The organism is Leptotrichia massiliensis, assembly GCF_900104625.1.
GTDB lineage: Bacteria > Fusobacteriota > Fusobacteriia > Fusobacteriales > Leptotrichiaceae > Leptotrichia > Leptotrichia massiliensis.
In genome coordinates, this window is the sequence record NZ_FNVZ01000003.1 from 1 (window position 1) to 15,209 (window position 15,209).

General features: G+C 31.9%; 13 protein-coding genes and 1 rRNA gene. 3 read left to right on the top strand and 11 right to left on the bottom strand.

The window, feature by feature from the left end:
• Positions 1 to 31 precede the first annotated feature (31 nt).
• The 11 genes from BQ5344_RS00820 to recG all read right to left on the bottom strand — a co-directional run bounded on the left by BQ5344_RS00820 (position 32) and on the right by recG (position 11,521).
• Positions 32 to 1,543, bottom strand: a 16S ribosomal RNA gene (locus BQ5344_RS00820).
• 682 nt (positions 1,544 to 2,225) lie between these two features.
• Positions 2,226 to 2,756, bottom strand: a complete 531-nt coding sequence (locus BQ5344_RS00825; RefSeq protein ID WP_036070020.1) for an adenine phosphoribosyltransferase — start codon at positions 2,754 to 2,756, stop codon at positions 2,226 to 2,228.
• Positions 2,757 to 2,932: 176 nt separating this feature from the next.
• On the bottom strand, positions 2,933 to 3,385 hold the full coding sequence (locus tag BQ5344_RS00830; RefSeq protein ID WP_071123787.1) for an NUDIX domain-containing protein: 453 nt from the start codon (positions 3,383 to 3,385) through the stop codon (positions 2,933 to 2,935).
• A gap of 9 nt (positions 3,386 to 3,394) precedes the next feature.
• Positions 3,395 to 4,684 carry a hemolysin family protein gene (locus BQ5344_RS00835; protein ID WP_071123788.1) on the bottom strand — a complete coding sequence of 430 codons (1,290 nt, stop codon included), beginning with the start codon at positions 4,682 to 4,684 and terminating at the stop codon, positions 3,395 to 3,397.
• Positions 4,685 to 4,738: 54 nt separating this feature from the next.
• On the bottom strand, positions 4,739 to 5,212 hold the full coding sequence (accB, locus tag BQ5344_RS00840) for an acetyl-CoA carboxylase biotin carboxyl carrier protein (protein WP_071123789.1): 474 nt from the start codon (positions 5,210 to 5,212) through the stop codon (positions 4,739 to 4,741).
• 40 nt (positions 5,213 to 5,252) lie between these two features.
• Positions 5,253 to 6,143 carry a bifunctional methylenetetrahydrofolate dehydrogenase/methenyltetrahydrofolate cyclohydrolase FolD gene (folD, locus tag BQ5344_RS00845; protein WP_407936214.1) on the bottom strand — a complete coding sequence of 297 codons (891 nt, stop codon included), beginning with the start codon at positions 6,141 to 6,143 and terminating at the stop codon, positions 5,253 to 5,255.
• A gap of 11 nt (positions 6,144 to 6,154) precedes the next feature.
• Positions 6,155 to 6,811, bottom strand: a complete 657-nt coding sequence (locus BQ5344_RS00850) for a redox-sensing transcriptional repressor Rex (protein WP_071123790.1) — start codon at positions 6,809 to 6,811, stop codon at positions 6,155 to 6,157.
• Positions 6,812 to 6,857: 46 nt separating this feature from the next.
• Entirely contained in the window at positions 6,858 to 7,817 is a 960-nt protein-coding gene (gene fmt / locus BQ5344_RS00855; RefSeq protein ID WP_071123791.1) for a methionyl-tRNA formyltransferase, read from the bottom strand.
• Positions 7,818 to 7,842: 25 nt separating this feature from the next.
• Complete coding sequence (gene def, locus BQ5344_RS00860) at positions 7,843 to 8,358, bottom strand: peptide deformylase (protein WP_036070014.1); 516 nt, start codon at positions 8,356 to 8,358, stop codon at positions 7,843 to 7,845.
• 100 nt (positions 8,359 to 8,458) lie between these two features.
• A complete protein-coding gene (locus tag BQ5344_RS00865; protein WP_071123792.1) occupies positions 8,459 to 9,343 on the bottom strand; it encodes a DMT family transporter in 885 nt (294 codons plus the stop codon).
• Between the two features lie 108 nt (positions 9,344 to 9,451).
• The gene (gene recG / locus BQ5344_RS00870; RefSeq protein ID WP_083378166.1) at positions 9,452 to 11,521 is read right to left on the bottom strand and encodes an ATP-dependent DNA helicase RecG; all 2,070 of its coding nucleotides are present in this window, start codon (positions 11,519 to 11,521) and stop codon (positions 9,452 to 9,454) included.
• A gap of 333 nt (positions 11,522 to 11,854) precedes the next feature.
• Between recG and BQ5344_RS00875 the strand changes: the two genes are divergently transcribed.
• The 3 genes from BQ5344_RS00875 (at position 11,855) to BQ5344_RS00885 (ending at position 14,864) form a co-directional block, all read left to right on the top strand.
• Positions 11,855 to 12,745 carry an alpha/beta fold hydrolase gene (locus tag BQ5344_RS00875; protein WP_021768480.1) on the top strand — a complete coding sequence of 297 codons (891 nt, stop codon included), beginning with the start codon at positions 11,855 to 11,857 and terminating at the stop codon, positions 12,743 to 12,745.
• A 95-nt stretch (positions 12,746 to 12,840) separates the two neighbouring features.
• Positions 12,841 to 13,872, top strand: a complete 1,032-nt coding sequence (gene mreB, locus BQ5344_RS00880; RefSeq protein ID WP_021768479.1) for a rod shape-determining protein — start codon at positions 12,841 to 12,843, stop codon at positions 13,870 to 13,872.
• Positions 13,873 to 13,910: 38 nt separating this feature from the next.
• Positions 13,911 to 14,864 carry an ATPase gene (locus tag BQ5344_RS00885; RefSeq protein ID WP_071123794.1) on the top strand — a complete coding sequence of 318 codons (954 nt, stop codon included), beginning with the start codon at positions 13,911 to 13,913 and terminating at the stop codon, positions 14,862 to 14,864.
• Positions 14,865 to 15,209: the final 345 nt, after the last annotated feature.

Consider the following 15,209-nt stretch of genomic DNA (forward strand, 5'->3'; position numbering starts at 1 on the left):
GAAGAAGCAGTGTAATGAATTAACTCCTTAGAAAGGAGGTGATCCATCCGCACCTTCCGGTACGGATACCTTGTTACGACTTCACCCCAATCACTATCCACACCTTAGATGCCTTCCTCCTTGCGGTTAGACCGGCAGCTTCAGGTGCAAACAACTCTCGTGGTGTGACGGGCGGTGTGTACAAGACCCGAGAACGTATTCACCGCAGCATTGCTGATCTGCGATTACTAGCGATTCCAGCTTCATGAAGTCGAGTTGCAGACTTCAATCCGAACTTGGACCGGCTTTAAAGATTCGCTTGGCGTTGCCGCTTTGCAGCTCTCTGTACCGGCCATTGTAGCACGTGTGTAGCCCAGATCATAAGGGGCATGATGACTTGACGTCATCCCCACCTTCCTCCTGCTCTTCGCAGGCAGTCTCGCTAGAGTCCCCAACTTAATGATGGTAACTAACGATAGGGGTTGCGCTCGTTGCGGGACTTAACCCAACATCTCACGACACGAGCTGTCGACAGCCATGCACCACCTGTCTCTACGTTCCCGAAGGCACTGCCTGTTCTCACAGGCATTCGTAGGATGTCAAGATCTGGTAAGGTTCCTCGCGTTGCGTCGAATTAAACCACATGCTCCACCGCTTGTGCGGGTCCCCGTCAATTCCTTTGAGTTTCAGCCTTGCGGCCGTACTCCCCAGGCGGATTACTTATCGCATTTGCTTCGGCACGGACACTCTTCATGCCCACACCCAGTAATCATCGTTTACAGCTAGGACTACCAGGGTATCTAATCCTGTTCGCTCCCCTAGCTTTCGCACTTCAGCGTCAGTTGCCGTCCAGTGAACTATCTTCATCATCGGCATTCCTGCACATATCTACGAATTTCACCTCTACTCGTGCAGTTCCGTCCACCTCTCCAGCACTCTAGCCAAACAGTTTCCAGGGCAGGCTTGCGGTTGAGCCGCAAGTTTTCACCCCAGACTTGTCTGGCCGCCTAGATGCCCTTTATGCCCAATAATTCCGGATAACGCTTGCGACATACGTATTACCGCGGCTGCTGGCACGTATTTAGCCGTCGCTTCTTCTGCAGGTACCGTCACTTTCTTCTTCCCTGCTGAAAGCACTTTACAATCCGAAAACCTTCTTCGTGCACACAGAATTGCTGGATCAGGGTTGCCCCCATTGTCCAATATTCCCCACTGCTGCCTCCCGTAGGAGTAAGGGCCGTATCTCAGTCCCCTTGTGGCCGTTCACCCTCTCAGGCCGGCTACCTATCATCGCCTTGGTGAGCCGTTACCTCACCAACAAGCTAATAGGACGCAAAGCTCTCCTGCAGCATCTCTTTTCATTGCCAGGCACATGCGTGCCGGCAATTGTATCAGGTGTTATCAGTCGTTTCCGTCTGTTATCCCTATCTGCAGGGCAAGTTCTTTACGCGTTACTCACCCGTCCGCCTTGGCTAGGCTGTGCAAGCACAGATTTGCCAAAGACTTGCATGTGTTAAGCATTCTGTCAGCGTTCATCCTGAGCCAGGATCAAACTCTTCATTCAATATATTTTACATATATTTAAATTTCACCTTTATCTTGACGAGAATCTTGTTTTACAACAAGAGCTCTTGACTATTATTTATCTTTTACACATTATTGCTTCTTCTATTCTTATCTCAATTGTCCTGCGACACGATTTCGTATCGACAAGATATATATTATCATAACTGAATTTATTTGTCAACTACTTTTTTTCAAAAAATTTGTGTTTTTGAATATTTTTATTCGTAGTCTATTTTTTATTTCTTAGAAAGTGCTTTAAAATTCAATTTTGATTTGTATTCTGTGAAATATTTTATTAGAAAAGTCTGAAAACTTAAAATTTCTATTATTATCTATATAGTAAAACTTCTTTAATTTTACACTAAAAAGTTATAATTATTTTGCTCATTCTTTAAATTTATATAATTTTTAGTAGTTTAATTTAAAATAGATTTGAGTGTATTTTTTTTATTACTTAAAAATGTGTAATAGTTTTTATTTTCAATGAATTGTTAAAATTTTATTATTTTGATAGTTGTCAAATAAGCTTTTTAGATATATAGTAAATAGGTTTTAAAATTGGAATTATGAATTGTATCTTTTATTTTAATATTTTTTAATTTTCTTTGTTTCAAAATTAAGTGTACAATAAAAAGGAATTTTTCCAATTAATATAACTTGAAAATAATTCCTTTTATAAATTAATATTTTAATTGCGAGTAAACTTCATAACCTTTAAGAAAATCCCTGCCTCCTAAATCAGACAATTCTATCATAAAAGCTAATTCATATACTTCTGCTTCTAGTTTTTCTACCAGCTGAGCCATAGCTTTGGCTGTTCCTCCTGTAGCTAGCAAATCATCCACTATTAATATTTTTGAACCTTTTCCAAAGGCATCCTTGTGAATTTCAATGCTATTTTTTCCGTATTCTAATGAATATTCTACACTTTCCACTTCTGCTGGTAATTTTCCAGGTTTTCTTGCAGGAACAAAACCTGCTCCAATATTATAAGCTATTGCAGCTCCGAAAATAAAGCCTCTTGCGTCAGCTCCTACCACGTAGTCTATTCCTTTATCTTTATATCTGTCTGTGAAATCTTTTATAACAATTTCTAATCCTTCTTTATCTTTTAACGCTGTTGTAATATCTCTAAAAATTACTCCTTTTTCAGGAAAATCCTTTACTGAACGGATTAATTTTTCTATTTTTTCTTTTTCTTCTATTTTCATTTTCTCTTTTTCCTCTTTTCTAAAATTAATAGCGATATATTTATTATTAGACAAATCTAAAAATATTATCACATTTTACCTGTTTAAAATTCAATCGCTCCACGTTATCCTAATTTTTAGGATTTAAATGTTTGATTAAGCTTTTTTTGTAATAAACTAAATAATATTTACAATCTTTAGTCATTCCATAAACTTCCTAAATAAGTTTCTATTTTTTTGGCGTTCATTAATTTTAACAAATTTTCTTTGATGTCTGGATAAATTATCATCGTTTGTAACTCCTCTTTTGTTACAAATTTTAAATCTGTGAGAATAGCTTCTTCTCCTAATTTAATAACATCATTATTCTTGTTAATTCGGTGTATTTTAAAAAATAAATTTAAAATGTGGCGTTCTTTATTAGGAAATATTGTTTCTGAAAGAAATAAAAATTCATCGACTTCTATGTCCATATTTGTTTCTTCCTTGTATTCTCGTATTAAAGCTTCTTTTGCAGTTTCACCCCAGTCGTTTCCTCCACCAGGAATAAGCCAATATTTTTTATTATTTTTATAATGCTGAATTAATAGAATTTTATTATCTTCTATGAGAATGCCTGCCACACGTATTCGTGGTCTGATTTCTTCCATTTTCTCTCCTTATTTTTCTTTTTCTTCTTCCTGCTCAATAATAATTGCCCTTACTCTTTCGACACGCTTATTATCCATATCTGTAACTTTTAATATAAAATTTTTATCCTTTACCTGATCAAAAACATCGGCAACTTTCCCTAATTTATCTTGGATATATCCTGAAATAGTATCATATTCCTCAGACAAGGGAATTTCTATTTCCAATTTATCGTTTACTTCTTCAATAGGTGTATCTCCTTTTATATCAAATATTTTTTCACGAATTTGCTGAATATTTTCTTCTTCCTGATCAAATTCATCTCTTATTTCTCCCACAATTTCCTCCAGCAAGTCTTCAATCGTTACAATTCCCTGCGTTCCGCCATATTCGTCAATAACTATTGCCATATGAAGCTGCTTTAACTTAAATTCTTCTAGCAGCTCAATCAACGATTTTGTAATAGGAACAAAGTAGGCTTCTTTCATGAAATCCTTTATTGGAGGGTTTTCTCCAGTTTGCTTATCATAACGTAGTAAATCTTTCATATGAACTGTTCCTACAATTTTATCAATTGTTTCAGTGTAAATAGGAATACGTGTGAAACCTTGATCTAGAATTTCATTCCATACATCGTCAATCTTGCTTTCTGCTTCAAGTGCAAACACATCTCTTCGAGGTGTAAGTATTTCTTTGACTGTTGTTTCAGAAAATTCAAAAATACTGGTAATCATCTCCTCTTCGCCTTCTTCAAACACACCACTTTCTGTCCCGGCCTTTAAAAATGTCAAAATTTCATCTTCTGTTATTTCAAACATTTGATTTTTTACTTTTATCTTAAATAATCCGACAATAAACCTTGAAATATATATAAATAGCCTTATTAATGGTTTTAGTGCAATTCGCAATGCATTTAATGGAATTATTAAAGTTTTGGAAACACCGTAAATATTATTTCTGGCTATTAATCTTGGAATCATTTCAGAAAATAAAAGAATAGAAATAATTAACACAAAAAACGAAATTCCGATATAAAGATTGTCTTTATATAGTTTTTTTATTAAATAAGTTCCTGAAAAAACCATAGATGAATATGTGATTGTTTTTATAAATAACAATGTCGTAAGTAATTCATTTGGATTTTCAAGCCAAAATTTTAACAATTCACTTTCTTTCGTTTTCTCCTTTTCCTTTGAATCACTTTTCAAATGAATTTGCTTTAACGATGATAATGCTGATTCAGCCGCAGATAGAAACGATGTAAGAAACAACAAAACCAATAATAGAATAACATCTAACAAAATCCTCTTCTCTTCCAAATTTATCCCTTCTTTATTTTTCAAATTTATAACTTTAAACTTAAATATTTAATTTTATTCAATAATCATCAATGTTTGTCCTTTTTTTATACCATCTTTATCTTTTACCAATATTTTTTTCACTTTTCCTGAAACTGTTGATTTTACTTCATTCATAAGTTTCATTGCTTCAACAATACAAAGTGTTTGTCCTTCTGTTACAGAATCCCCTTCCTTTACAAATGGACCAGCCGTTGGAGATGGTGAGGCATAAAAAGTTCCAACCATTGGGGAAGTAATTTTTGTTCCTGAAATTTCTTCAGGAGTGGCTACTGTTTCAACTGATACAGCTACTTCCTGCGTTTCTGCTTCTTGTTGAACATTTGCCGCTACAGGTTGAGCCATTGTACTGCTAAAAATAACATTTCTTTCTTTTCTTTTTTTTGTTAATGAAACTTCAAAATTGTTATCCTCGTACTTTAATGACTCAATTTTATTTTCATTCATACTTTCAGCTAATTTTTCAATAAATTTAATTTTATCTCTCATTAGTTTTTCTCTCTTTCTTTTTATTTAATAATTTTATTATTTATCTATTTTTTTGTTTATAAGATTTGAATGTATTTTTTATTAACATTGCTATTGTCATTGGACCAACACCGCCAGGAACTGGGGTTATAAATGAGGCTTTTTTAGAAACTTCCTCAAAGTCCACATCCCCACACAATTTTCCATCCACACGATTTATTCCAACATCGATTACAACAACATCTTCTTTTACATCTATTGCCTTTATCAATTTTGGAGAACCTGCAGCTGCTACAACTACATCAGCTTTTTGTAACTTTTCAGACAGATTTTTTGTTTTTGAATTACATACCTGAACTGTTGCACGTTTTTTTATAAGTAAGAGTGTCATTGGTTTTCCTACGATATTGCTCTGTCCAATTACAAGGACATCTTTTCCTTCTAGATTAATGTTGTATTCCTCAAACATGTGAACTACTCCAGCTGGTGTGCAAGGTAAAAATCCTGTTTCATCTCCAATCATCATTTTTCCAATATTTGTTGTGTGAAACCCGTCCACATCCTTTTCGGCTGAAATTGCATTTATAATTTTCAATCCGTCAATATGTTTTGGAATCGGCAATTGTACCAGAATTCCATCTATATTGCTATTATTATTCAATTTTTCAATTTCCAAAAGTAAATTTTCTTCTGTAATATTTTCATCAAGCCTAATTGTTTCAGAATGAAATCCTACTTTTTCACATGCTCTTATTTTATTTCTTACATAAATTTGCGAAGCGGGATTTTCTCCTACTATAATTACTGCAAGTCCAGCTTTTCTTCCAACTTTTTTTTCCAGCTCACTATGCTCCTTTTCAATTTCTTTCAAAACCTTTTCTGAAAGTGCCTTTCCGTCAATTATAGTCATAGCTTTTACCACTAAGTCAGTTCTAGCAGTATCTCCTTTCATTTTTCTATTTTTTAATTTGTATTATTTAATCTCCAAAAATTTAATTCCTGTAATTTTGCAGAAATATCCATGTCTACAACTCTAACTTTCTCATTTAGTTCCAATTTGTAAGTAGTCATATTAAGTATCGCACAAATTCCATTTTTTACAAGCCCTTCCGCAGCGATTTGTGCCTGCTCCTTTACAACTGCCAAAATAGCTGTGTCTATCTTTATATTAAACTCTTTTTTCATATTTTTTATAAATTCATCAACATTTTGTATATCCTGAACGATTAAATTATTAGCAGTCGTTTTTCCAATTTTATTCTTATCCTTATCAAATATTCCAACAATTTTAAATCCTTCACCTAGAACATCAAGATTTGAGGAAATCATTTCTCCCATTTTACCATGTCCTACAATTATAACATGATTAATTTTATCAATTCCTAGAATTTTTGTAATAATTTCTATCAAATTATCAATATCATAGCCTTTTCCTCGGACACCAAACTCGCCAAATGTAGATAAATCCTTACGTACCTGAGCAGAAGTGGTGTTCATAATTTTAGCAAGCTCGATTGAATTTATTTCATTATCCTGTTTTCTAGCTTCTTTTAGAATAGATAAATATTCTGTCAATCTTTGTACAACTCTTTCAGAAATTTCCATTTTTTTTAATTTCATATTTCCTCCTATGAAAATTAGAAAATTATAGCCTAGCCTTCTATTCTTATTTTGAACTAGAATTGCTATACAATAATTTTTCTCCAATTACCATTTTACGTCCATTAATAATATCTACTCCCTTTTGAAGTTTTTTCCCTTCAAATTTTGCCTCCAAAATCAATATTCCCCCATTTGCAACTTTTACAACAGGCCCTTTTTTATTGATAATTTCAACAATTGTACCATTTTCTATTTCATCTTCATATTTTTTTTCAATTTTTTCACTTTTGTAAATTTTTATGTTTTCACCTTTTTCGTTGGAAGTATGTGCCGATGGAAATGGGTTTAATCCTCGAATCTGATTGTAAATAACTTCTTTTGTGTTATTCCAGTTGATTTTTGCCTGCTCCTTTGTAATTGGCTTTACTAAAGTGGCTTTGCTATCATCCTGCTTTTCTGCCTGAACTTCCTCATTTTCAATCAGTTTCAACGCCTTTGCAAGTCCAGTGGCTCCCAAATCCTTCAATTTATCGTGCAGAGTTCCAAGCGTATCATCTTCTGTAATTTCACAATATTCCTTTAAAATCACATCTCCAGAATCAAGCCCTTCCTCAATATACATTATGCTCACGCCTGTTTCTGTATCTCCGTTTAAAATAGCAGAATGAATAGGCGAAGCTCCTCTATATTTCGGCAAAAGTGAAGAATGCACGTTTATTATCCCATATTTTGGAATATCAATTATTTCTTTTGACAAAATTTTTCCATAAGCCACAACCACGATTAAATCAGGATTTATTTCTTTAATTTTGTTTATAACTTCTTCATCCTTCATTTTTTTTGGCTGAATAATTTCAACATCATTGTCAATTCCAAACTGCTTTACGGGAGAAAATATAATTTTATTTCCTCTGGCATTTATTTTATCCTCTTTTGTAAAAATAAGCTGTAAATTAGTATTTTTAAATACAACTTCCAGACTTGGTGTTGCAAATTCTGGCGTTCCCATAAATATTGTCTTCATTTAATTTCTCACTTTCCTGACTTTATTAGTCCAAGTCTCTGTAAATTCTGCCTTTTGCAAAATCTTTCTTTAGAACATCTAATTTTTTAGCAACTAATCTTTTATTCATAACCGAAAGTTTATCTGTAAACAGGATTCCTTCTATGTGATCAAATTCGTGCTGAAATGCCCTAGCCCACATTTCATCGAGTTCTTCAATGACTTCTTTCCCATTTTCATTCAAATATTTCACTTTAATTTTTGCAGGACGGTTTACTTTCTTAAAAACTCCAGGAATGCTCAAGCATCCTTCCTCCATATCTGCAATTTCTTCAGAAAACTCCAAAATTTCTGGATTAATAACTTTTTTTACAACTCCTTCGTGTTCCAGCACAAAAAATCTTTTGGCAATATCCACCTGATTTGCAGCAAGTCCCACTCCATTGGCTTTTCTCATAAGAGCAACCATTTCATCTAAAATTTCTCTTATATTATCATCAACTACGTCAACTTTTTCTGATTTTTCACGTAAAGTTGGGTGTCCGTATAAAACTATTTTCATTTTTATTTTTTCTCTCCTTATTAAACTCATTATTGTACATTTTATTTTATCATATTATTTGATAAATTTTAATACAAAACATCAATTAATTTTTTATTTATTATTCCTCAATTTTCTTAAATCCCAATTTTGTTTCCGACACAAGCACTGCAAAAAGCACCAGTCCAGCCCCAACTGCCACTCTTAGTGATAATCTTTCACTTAGTATAAAAAATGCAAAAAGTGGAGCAAAAAGCGATTCTGTTGACATTAGTATCGAAGCTCTTGTTGAAGTTGTATATTTTTGGCAGAATGTCTGTAATACTGTTGGTATGGCTGTTGAGAAGATTGTTAAATAAATTATTGCAATTAACATCATTCCAGCAGGCTTTTGAATTTTGCTCGTATCTGAAAAGATAAAAATATTTATCACAAACAATATTCCCGCTACAAACATCTGCATAATGACAAGTTTTAAAGGTTCAACTTTTTTACTGAAATATCCATTCGTAGCAATTTGCCCTGCAAAAAATATCGCACTTATAATTGTCAAAATATCACCAAAATTAAGATTTGCAAGATTCATCTTCCTGTCAAAACTTATCACAGCAACTCCCATTACACAAATAACCGAAGCCAAAAATGCAAAAATATCAGGGCGCTTTTTGTGCAAAAACCAAAAAATATAAGGCACAATTATAACATTAATTGATGTAAAGAAGGCATTTTTACTAGCAGTCGTGAGCATTGCTCCATAAGTTTGAAAGGCATATCCAAAAAACTGAAAAATTCCAACATTTACTCCAGCCAAAATATCCTTTTTCGTAAATCTACCGACTTTCCTAAAGAAAATTCCGTAAAGAATAATCCCTCCAACAAGAAATCTAACTGCTGACAAATAGAACGGATCAACTCCTGTATTCAGCCCAATCTTCACAAATACAAACCCAAGTCCCCAAAATATCCCTACAAAAAGCAGCCCAAAATCTGCTAAATACTGTTTCACAAAACTTCTCCTTATCATTTTGAAATTTTTCCAAAAATAAATTAGTAAAATTAAATAAATCTAACTTATATTAAACACTGTTTAAAAATAATTTTACAATTCATTTTATTACTTTGTTTCATCGCTAAAAAACTTCTTATAAATATCCATTTTCAAAAATTCATTTTCTATTTTCCCATCATTCTTTTTCAAATATTCCATTACAAAATCACGTACAAATTTGATTTCCTTCACATTTTTTACAATGTCCGTAAAAAGCATATCAGATACTCCACTTTGCCTTGTTCCTAAAATTTCTCCTGAATTACGTAACTTTAAATCTTCTTCTGCAATTTTAAATCCATCTGTTGTTTCTTCCATAACTTCCAGTCTTTTTACTGAAATTTCATTTGTTGTTTCGGATTCTAAAAAGCAGTAGGACTGGTATTTTCCACGGCCAACTCTTCCACGTAGCTGATGAAGTGAAGAAAGTCCAAATCTTTGAGCATCACGGATTACCATAATTGAGGCATTTGGAACGTTTACTCCAACTTCGATTACTGTTGTGGAAACAAGAATATCAAGTTCGTGATTTTTAAACTGTTCCATAACTGTCTGCTTTTCCTTGTAAGTTTGCCGTCCGTGCATAAGTCCGATTTTTCTATTTGGAAAAATTGAAATGTATTCTTCGTATGTTTCCTGTGCTGATTTTACATTCAGGCTCTCACTTTCCTCAATTAATGGCGACACTATGTACACTTGCCGTCCATCTTTCATTTTCTTTTCCATAAAGTTATACATTTTTTGTCTGTCAATTTCATTTTGTATCCATTTTGTCTTAATCGGACTTCTTCCAGCAGGCAACTCATCAATAATTGACACGTCCAAATCTCCATAAATTGTAAGTGCAAGCGAACGTGGAATCGGAGTGGCACTCATAACAATTAAATTGGCAAGATTTCCCTTATCACGTAAAAGTTTTCGCTGTGTTACCCCAAACCTGTGCTGTTCATCAATTACAATCAGCCCAAGATTTTTGAAAATCACATTGTCCTCAATTAGAGAATGTGTTCCGATTACTATGTCAACAAGTCCTTCTTTTATCTCGTTCAGTAATTTTTCCTTTTTCTTTCCCTTCACACTTCCAGTCAAAAGTTCCACTCGTATGTCAAGATTCATAAATTCATCTACAATTCCCAGATAATGCTGTGTGGCAAGAATTTCTGTCGGTGCCATAATTACGCCTTGATAATTATTTTCAACCATATAAAGAAGCATTATGAACGAAACTATAGTCTTTCCAGAACCAACGTCCCCCTGAATCAGCCTATTTACAATCTTTCCAGCCTTTAATTCAGAATAAATCTCCTTTATTACACGCTTCTGTGCTTTTGTCAAATCATAATCCAAACCCTTTATAAATTTGCTCACAAGACTTTTATTGTCCTCAAGTTTGTAAAGATTCTTATTTGCCTTGTCAACACTAAAACGATTTTGCAAAATCCCCATTTCCAGAAGCAAAATTTCCTCCAGCATAAATCTTTTTCGTGCTTTGCTCTGCTTTTCCTCATTTTCTGGAAAATGAATATTTAAAACTGCCTCTTTTCTTCCAAGCAGTTTCTCCTTCTGCAAAAATTCCTTTGGTAAATTTTCCTGCAACAAATATCCGTAATCCATTAGGGCATTTTCCATAACTTTTCTGATTGCCTGCTGTCTAAGCGATTCTGTAGACGGATAAATGGGTAATATCTGTTTTTGTTTCTGCATATCAAAACTAGCCTGCTTGATTTTTTTATACTCAGGATTCACAAGCTGAAATTTTACAGTCTTTCTCACTTTCCCATAAACTGTAATCTCATCGCCAATATGAATCCCGTTTTTCACAAACCTGTTATTAAACCACACAAGCTCAACCATTCCGCTATCATCACTCAAAACTGCCCTAAACATAGTTCTTCCAGCTTTTATATACTGATTAGCCACATTCACAACTGTTCCTTGCAAAATCACAAATTCATCTGCCAAAATTTCTCCTATTTTCTTATGATTACTCCTGTTTTCATAAGCTCTCGGGAAAAAATAAAGCAAATCATAAAGTGTAAAAACTCCCAATTTTCTGAATTTTGGAATATTTGTTTTTGTAACTCCTTTTATTTTCAAATTTTCTAAATTTTCATAAAGCAAGTTATATGTTTTCATAGCCATTTCCGCCTTATTTTAACGTCTCCAAACAAAAAACAATTAATAAATAAAATAATTTTTATGTTTGAATTTTAATAATATTTTTCAATGTTTGTGTTTTTTATTACTGTTTCTTCTATATCATTACTAATAATACCACAATTTATGGAAATTTTCCATATTTTGAAAAATAAATAAAAAATTCAAATTAGATATGTTGTTATTTCTTCACTTCTTTCAAAAAAATTTGTAATTGCAAAAAAAATAATATTATATTATAATGGATGTGTATGTTTATTTAACATTAATAAAAAATCGAGATTTTATAATATTTTTTGAGAAAGGAAAATAATGGAAAAACAGTATTTTGAAAGTTTTGATAATAAAAAAATTCCTTATTTATTTTTTGAATCAAAAAGAGAAAAATATAAAAACAATGTTGTGATATTTCACGGAATGATGGAGCCTGTCGATAGATATACTGAATTTGGGGAATTTTTAGCTTCAAATGGATACAATGTGTTTGTTATGGAAATTCGAGGACATGGTGAATTGAAAGAGGATGAAATTGGAGATTTTGGAAAAAACGGAATAAAAGCTGTCTTTAAAGATATTGATAACTTTTTTGAAAAGATTTTAAGCAAAGTTGGAGCAACTCCAAGTAATACAACAATTTTGGGACATAGCATGGGTACCCTTATTGGAATGCAGTGGGGAATAAAAAATAAATACAAATACTTCATTTTATCAGCTTTCCCTTTAAAAAATCAATTATCAGCCGTTGGTGGAAACCTTGCCACTCTTTTGGAAAGAATTATTTTTAGAAAAATTTCTGCATTTAACAAAATTTTTGAAAAATGGAATTCAGCATTTGAGCCAAATACAACTAAATTTGACTGGTTAACAAGAGATGAAACTGAAAATAAAAAATATGAAGATGACGAACTTTGTGGTTATCCTGTCACACCAAAGTTTTTTTCTGGAATTTTTTCTATGATGGGATTTATCAACAGAAATTACAAAAAATTAGATAATCATGCAAAAATACTCGCCATTTATGGAACTGAGGACAGAGTAGTTGATATTCCATATATTAGTAAAATTTTTAATACATTAAGAAAGAAAAAAAGAAGAATAAATATTCTTGAAAACAAAAACGGGCGACATGAATCGCTTAATGAAACAAATAAGCACGAAATTTATGATGAAATTTTAAAGTGGCTAAATGCAAAAGATTTTTAATTTATACCAAAAAATTTAAAAAATTTACAAAAAATAATAAATTTTTATCAAAAAGTATGATATAATTAAGAAAGTTAATTTTAATAGGAGGAAAAATGGGAGCATTTGATTTTGTAAAAATATTTAGAGTAAATAAAAGTATCTCAATAGATTTGGGAACTGCAAACATATTGATTTATGATAAACAAAGAAAAAAAATAGTCTTAAACGAGCCATCTGTGGTTGCAAGAGATAGAAAAACTGGAAAATTAATTGCAGTTGGAAGAGAAGCTAGAGAAATGTTAGGAAAAACTCCTGACAGCATTCAAGCTATCAAACCTTTACAAGATGGAGTTATTGCCGACATCGATTCAACAAAGGAAATGATTACATACTTCATCCACAAAATTTATGGAAATTCATTATTCAAACCAGAAGTTATGATCTGTGTACCAATTGAAGTAACAAGTGTGGAAAGAAAAGCATTGTTTGATGCAGTAAAAGGTGCTAAAAAGACATATATTATTGAAGAAGGAAGAGCCGCTATTATCGGTTCAGGCGTAAATATTTCACAACCTGAAGGAAGTATGGTAATTGATATAGGTGGAGGTTCTACTGACATTGCAATTCTTTCTCTTGATGAAATTATTGCAAGTAAATCAATCAGAATTGCTGGAAATAAATTTGATGAAGATATCGTAAAATATGTAAAAAGAAAATACAACTTGTTAATTGGAGACAGAACTGCTGAAAAAATTAAAAAAGAAATGGCAACAGCAATAAAGCTACAGTCGCCTGAAGTTATGGAAATAAAAGGTAGAGACTTGGAATCTGGTATTCCTAACACAGTAGAAATTAATGCAAATGAAATTTACGAAGCAATTGAAGATTCTTTATTCCAAATTGTAAACTCTACAAAAGAAGTTCTTGAAAAATGCCCACCTGAATTAGCAGCCGACATTTTAGATAATGGAATTGTAATGACTGGTGGAGGTTCATTGATCCAAAACTTTGTTGACATGATGGAAAAAGAAGTTGGAATCAAAGTGTTCTTATCTCCAAACCCATTGGACTCAGTAGTTTTAGGTGGAGGAGCCGCATTTGATAACAAAAAATTATTAAGAACTCTTCAAATGAAAGAAAATTAATATTTGTTGTTGATTAAAAAAAGAGAAAATGAGAAAAAATGAAATTACAGGAAATAACAGAAAAATTTAAGAACGAAATAAATCAAGATAAAATAAGTGCAAGTTACCTCTTTTACGGTGATAAAAGAGTTGACTTGCTTTCTTATGCACTAATGTTTTCAAAAATGGTTATGACAAAGAATGTACAGAATGACGCTGAAAAAGACAAAATAGAACGGCTTATTAATAATTTCCAGCATCCTGATATTGAAATAATAAATAAAAATAATGAAAACATAAAAATTGACGAAGTGCGGGAAATCATCTATTCGTCAATAGAATCTTCATTTAACTCGCCAAAAAAAATATTTATTCTATGCGGAATCGAAAACTTACGAAAAGAATCTTCAAACGCACTTTTAAAAATTTTAGAAGAGCCCCCACAAAATGTATATTTTATTTTATTATCAAGAACATTAAATATCATTTCCACAATAAAATCCCGTACAATCAAATTTTATCTATCTGGAATGAACAACGAGGAACTGGGAATCAGCAAGGAAATCTACTATTTCTTTGATGGAAATGAAAACGATATTTTAGAATTTAAAAGGCAAAATCTCTCACTTGAGGATATTCAATTTAAAATTAATACAGTGGAAGATATTTTACAAATTATTTTTGAAATGAAAAATTACACAACTGGAGAACTGGCTATAAAAAATAATCTAGATTTGACGATAAAATATAATAAAAGTATTGAATTGTTATCACAGCGAATACGTTTCTGGGATATCGAAAATGTATATTTTTTTATAAACGAAATCGAAAGTGAACTAAAAAAGGAAAAGGAATTTCTGATAAATTTCCTTTCAAAAATTATTATAAATGTAAAACATTCTGTGGAAGCAGAAGATTTGAAAAAATTGATAAATTTGAAAAACAGTATTAGAAGCAATGTAAATGTAAAAAGTGTTATTTTTAACTTTTTTGATATTTTACAAAATTCTTGAAAAAGAAGAAATTAACACTATTTCGCATTTAAAGAGCAAAAATCAAAAATTCATGAAATTAAAATCATTTTTTACATATGCTATTATACAATCTATGTAAATATTAAAATATCCTTTAATTAAATTTTATCATTAAGTATCCAACTTAAAGACTTTTATAATTTTATTTATAAGTATTATGATTTATAATAGTTTTTTCTATTTTTTTATTCAATTTTTTTTAACGTAAGGGCATCAGACGCCATGCCCTTACAACCACCGCTTAACGCAAAACTTTCTTATAAAGAAATTTTGCTTATTTAATATTTTCCAAATGCAAAAGCCTAGAATTTAAATATAATAATC

Excerpts from the sequence above, each read along its gene's own strand:
- BQ5344_RS00825 (WP_036070020.1), bottom strand. The coding sequence starts at position 2,756 with ATGAAAATAGAAGAAAAAGAAAAAATAGAAAAATTAATCCGTTCAGTA.
- BQ5344_RS00830 (WP_071123787.1), bottom strand. The coding sequence starts at position 3,385 with ATGGAAGAAATCAGACCACGAATACGTGTGGCAGGCATTCTCATAGAA.
- accB (WP_071123789.1), bottom strand. The coding sequence starts at position 5,212 with ATGAGAGATAAAATTAAATTTATTGAAAAATTAGCTGAAAGTATGAAT.
- folD (WP_407936214.1), bottom strand. The coding sequence starts at position 6,143 with ATGAAAGGAGATACTGCTAGAACTGACTTAGTGGTAAAAGCTATGACT.
- BQ5344_RS00850 (WP_071123790.1), bottom strand. The coding sequence starts at position 6,811 with ATGAAATTAAAAAAAATGGAAATTTCTGAAAGAGTTGTACAAAGATTG.
- fmt (WP_071123791.1), bottom strand. The coding sequence starts at position 7,817 with ATGAAGACAATATTTATGGGAACGCCAGAATTTGCAACACCAAGTCTG.
- def (WP_036070014.1), bottom strand. The coding sequence starts at position 8,358 with ATGAAAATAGTTTTATACGGACACCCAACTTTACGTGAAAAATCAGAA.
- recG (WP_083378166.1), bottom strand. The coding sequence starts at position 11,521 with ATGAAAACATATAACTTGCTTTATGAAAATTTAGAAAATTTGAAAATA.
- BQ5344_RS00875 (WP_021768480.1), top strand. The coding sequence starts at position 11,855 with ATGGAAAAACAGTATTTTGAAAGTTTTGATAATAAAAAAATTCCTTAT.
- mreB (WP_021768479.1), top strand. The coding sequence starts at position 12,841 with ATGGGAGCATTTGATTTTGTAAAAATATTTAGAGTAAATAAAAGTATC.
- BQ5344_RS00885 (WP_071123794.1), top strand. The coding sequence starts at position 13,911 with ATGAAATTACAGGAAATAACAGAAAAATTTAAGAACGAAATAAATCAA.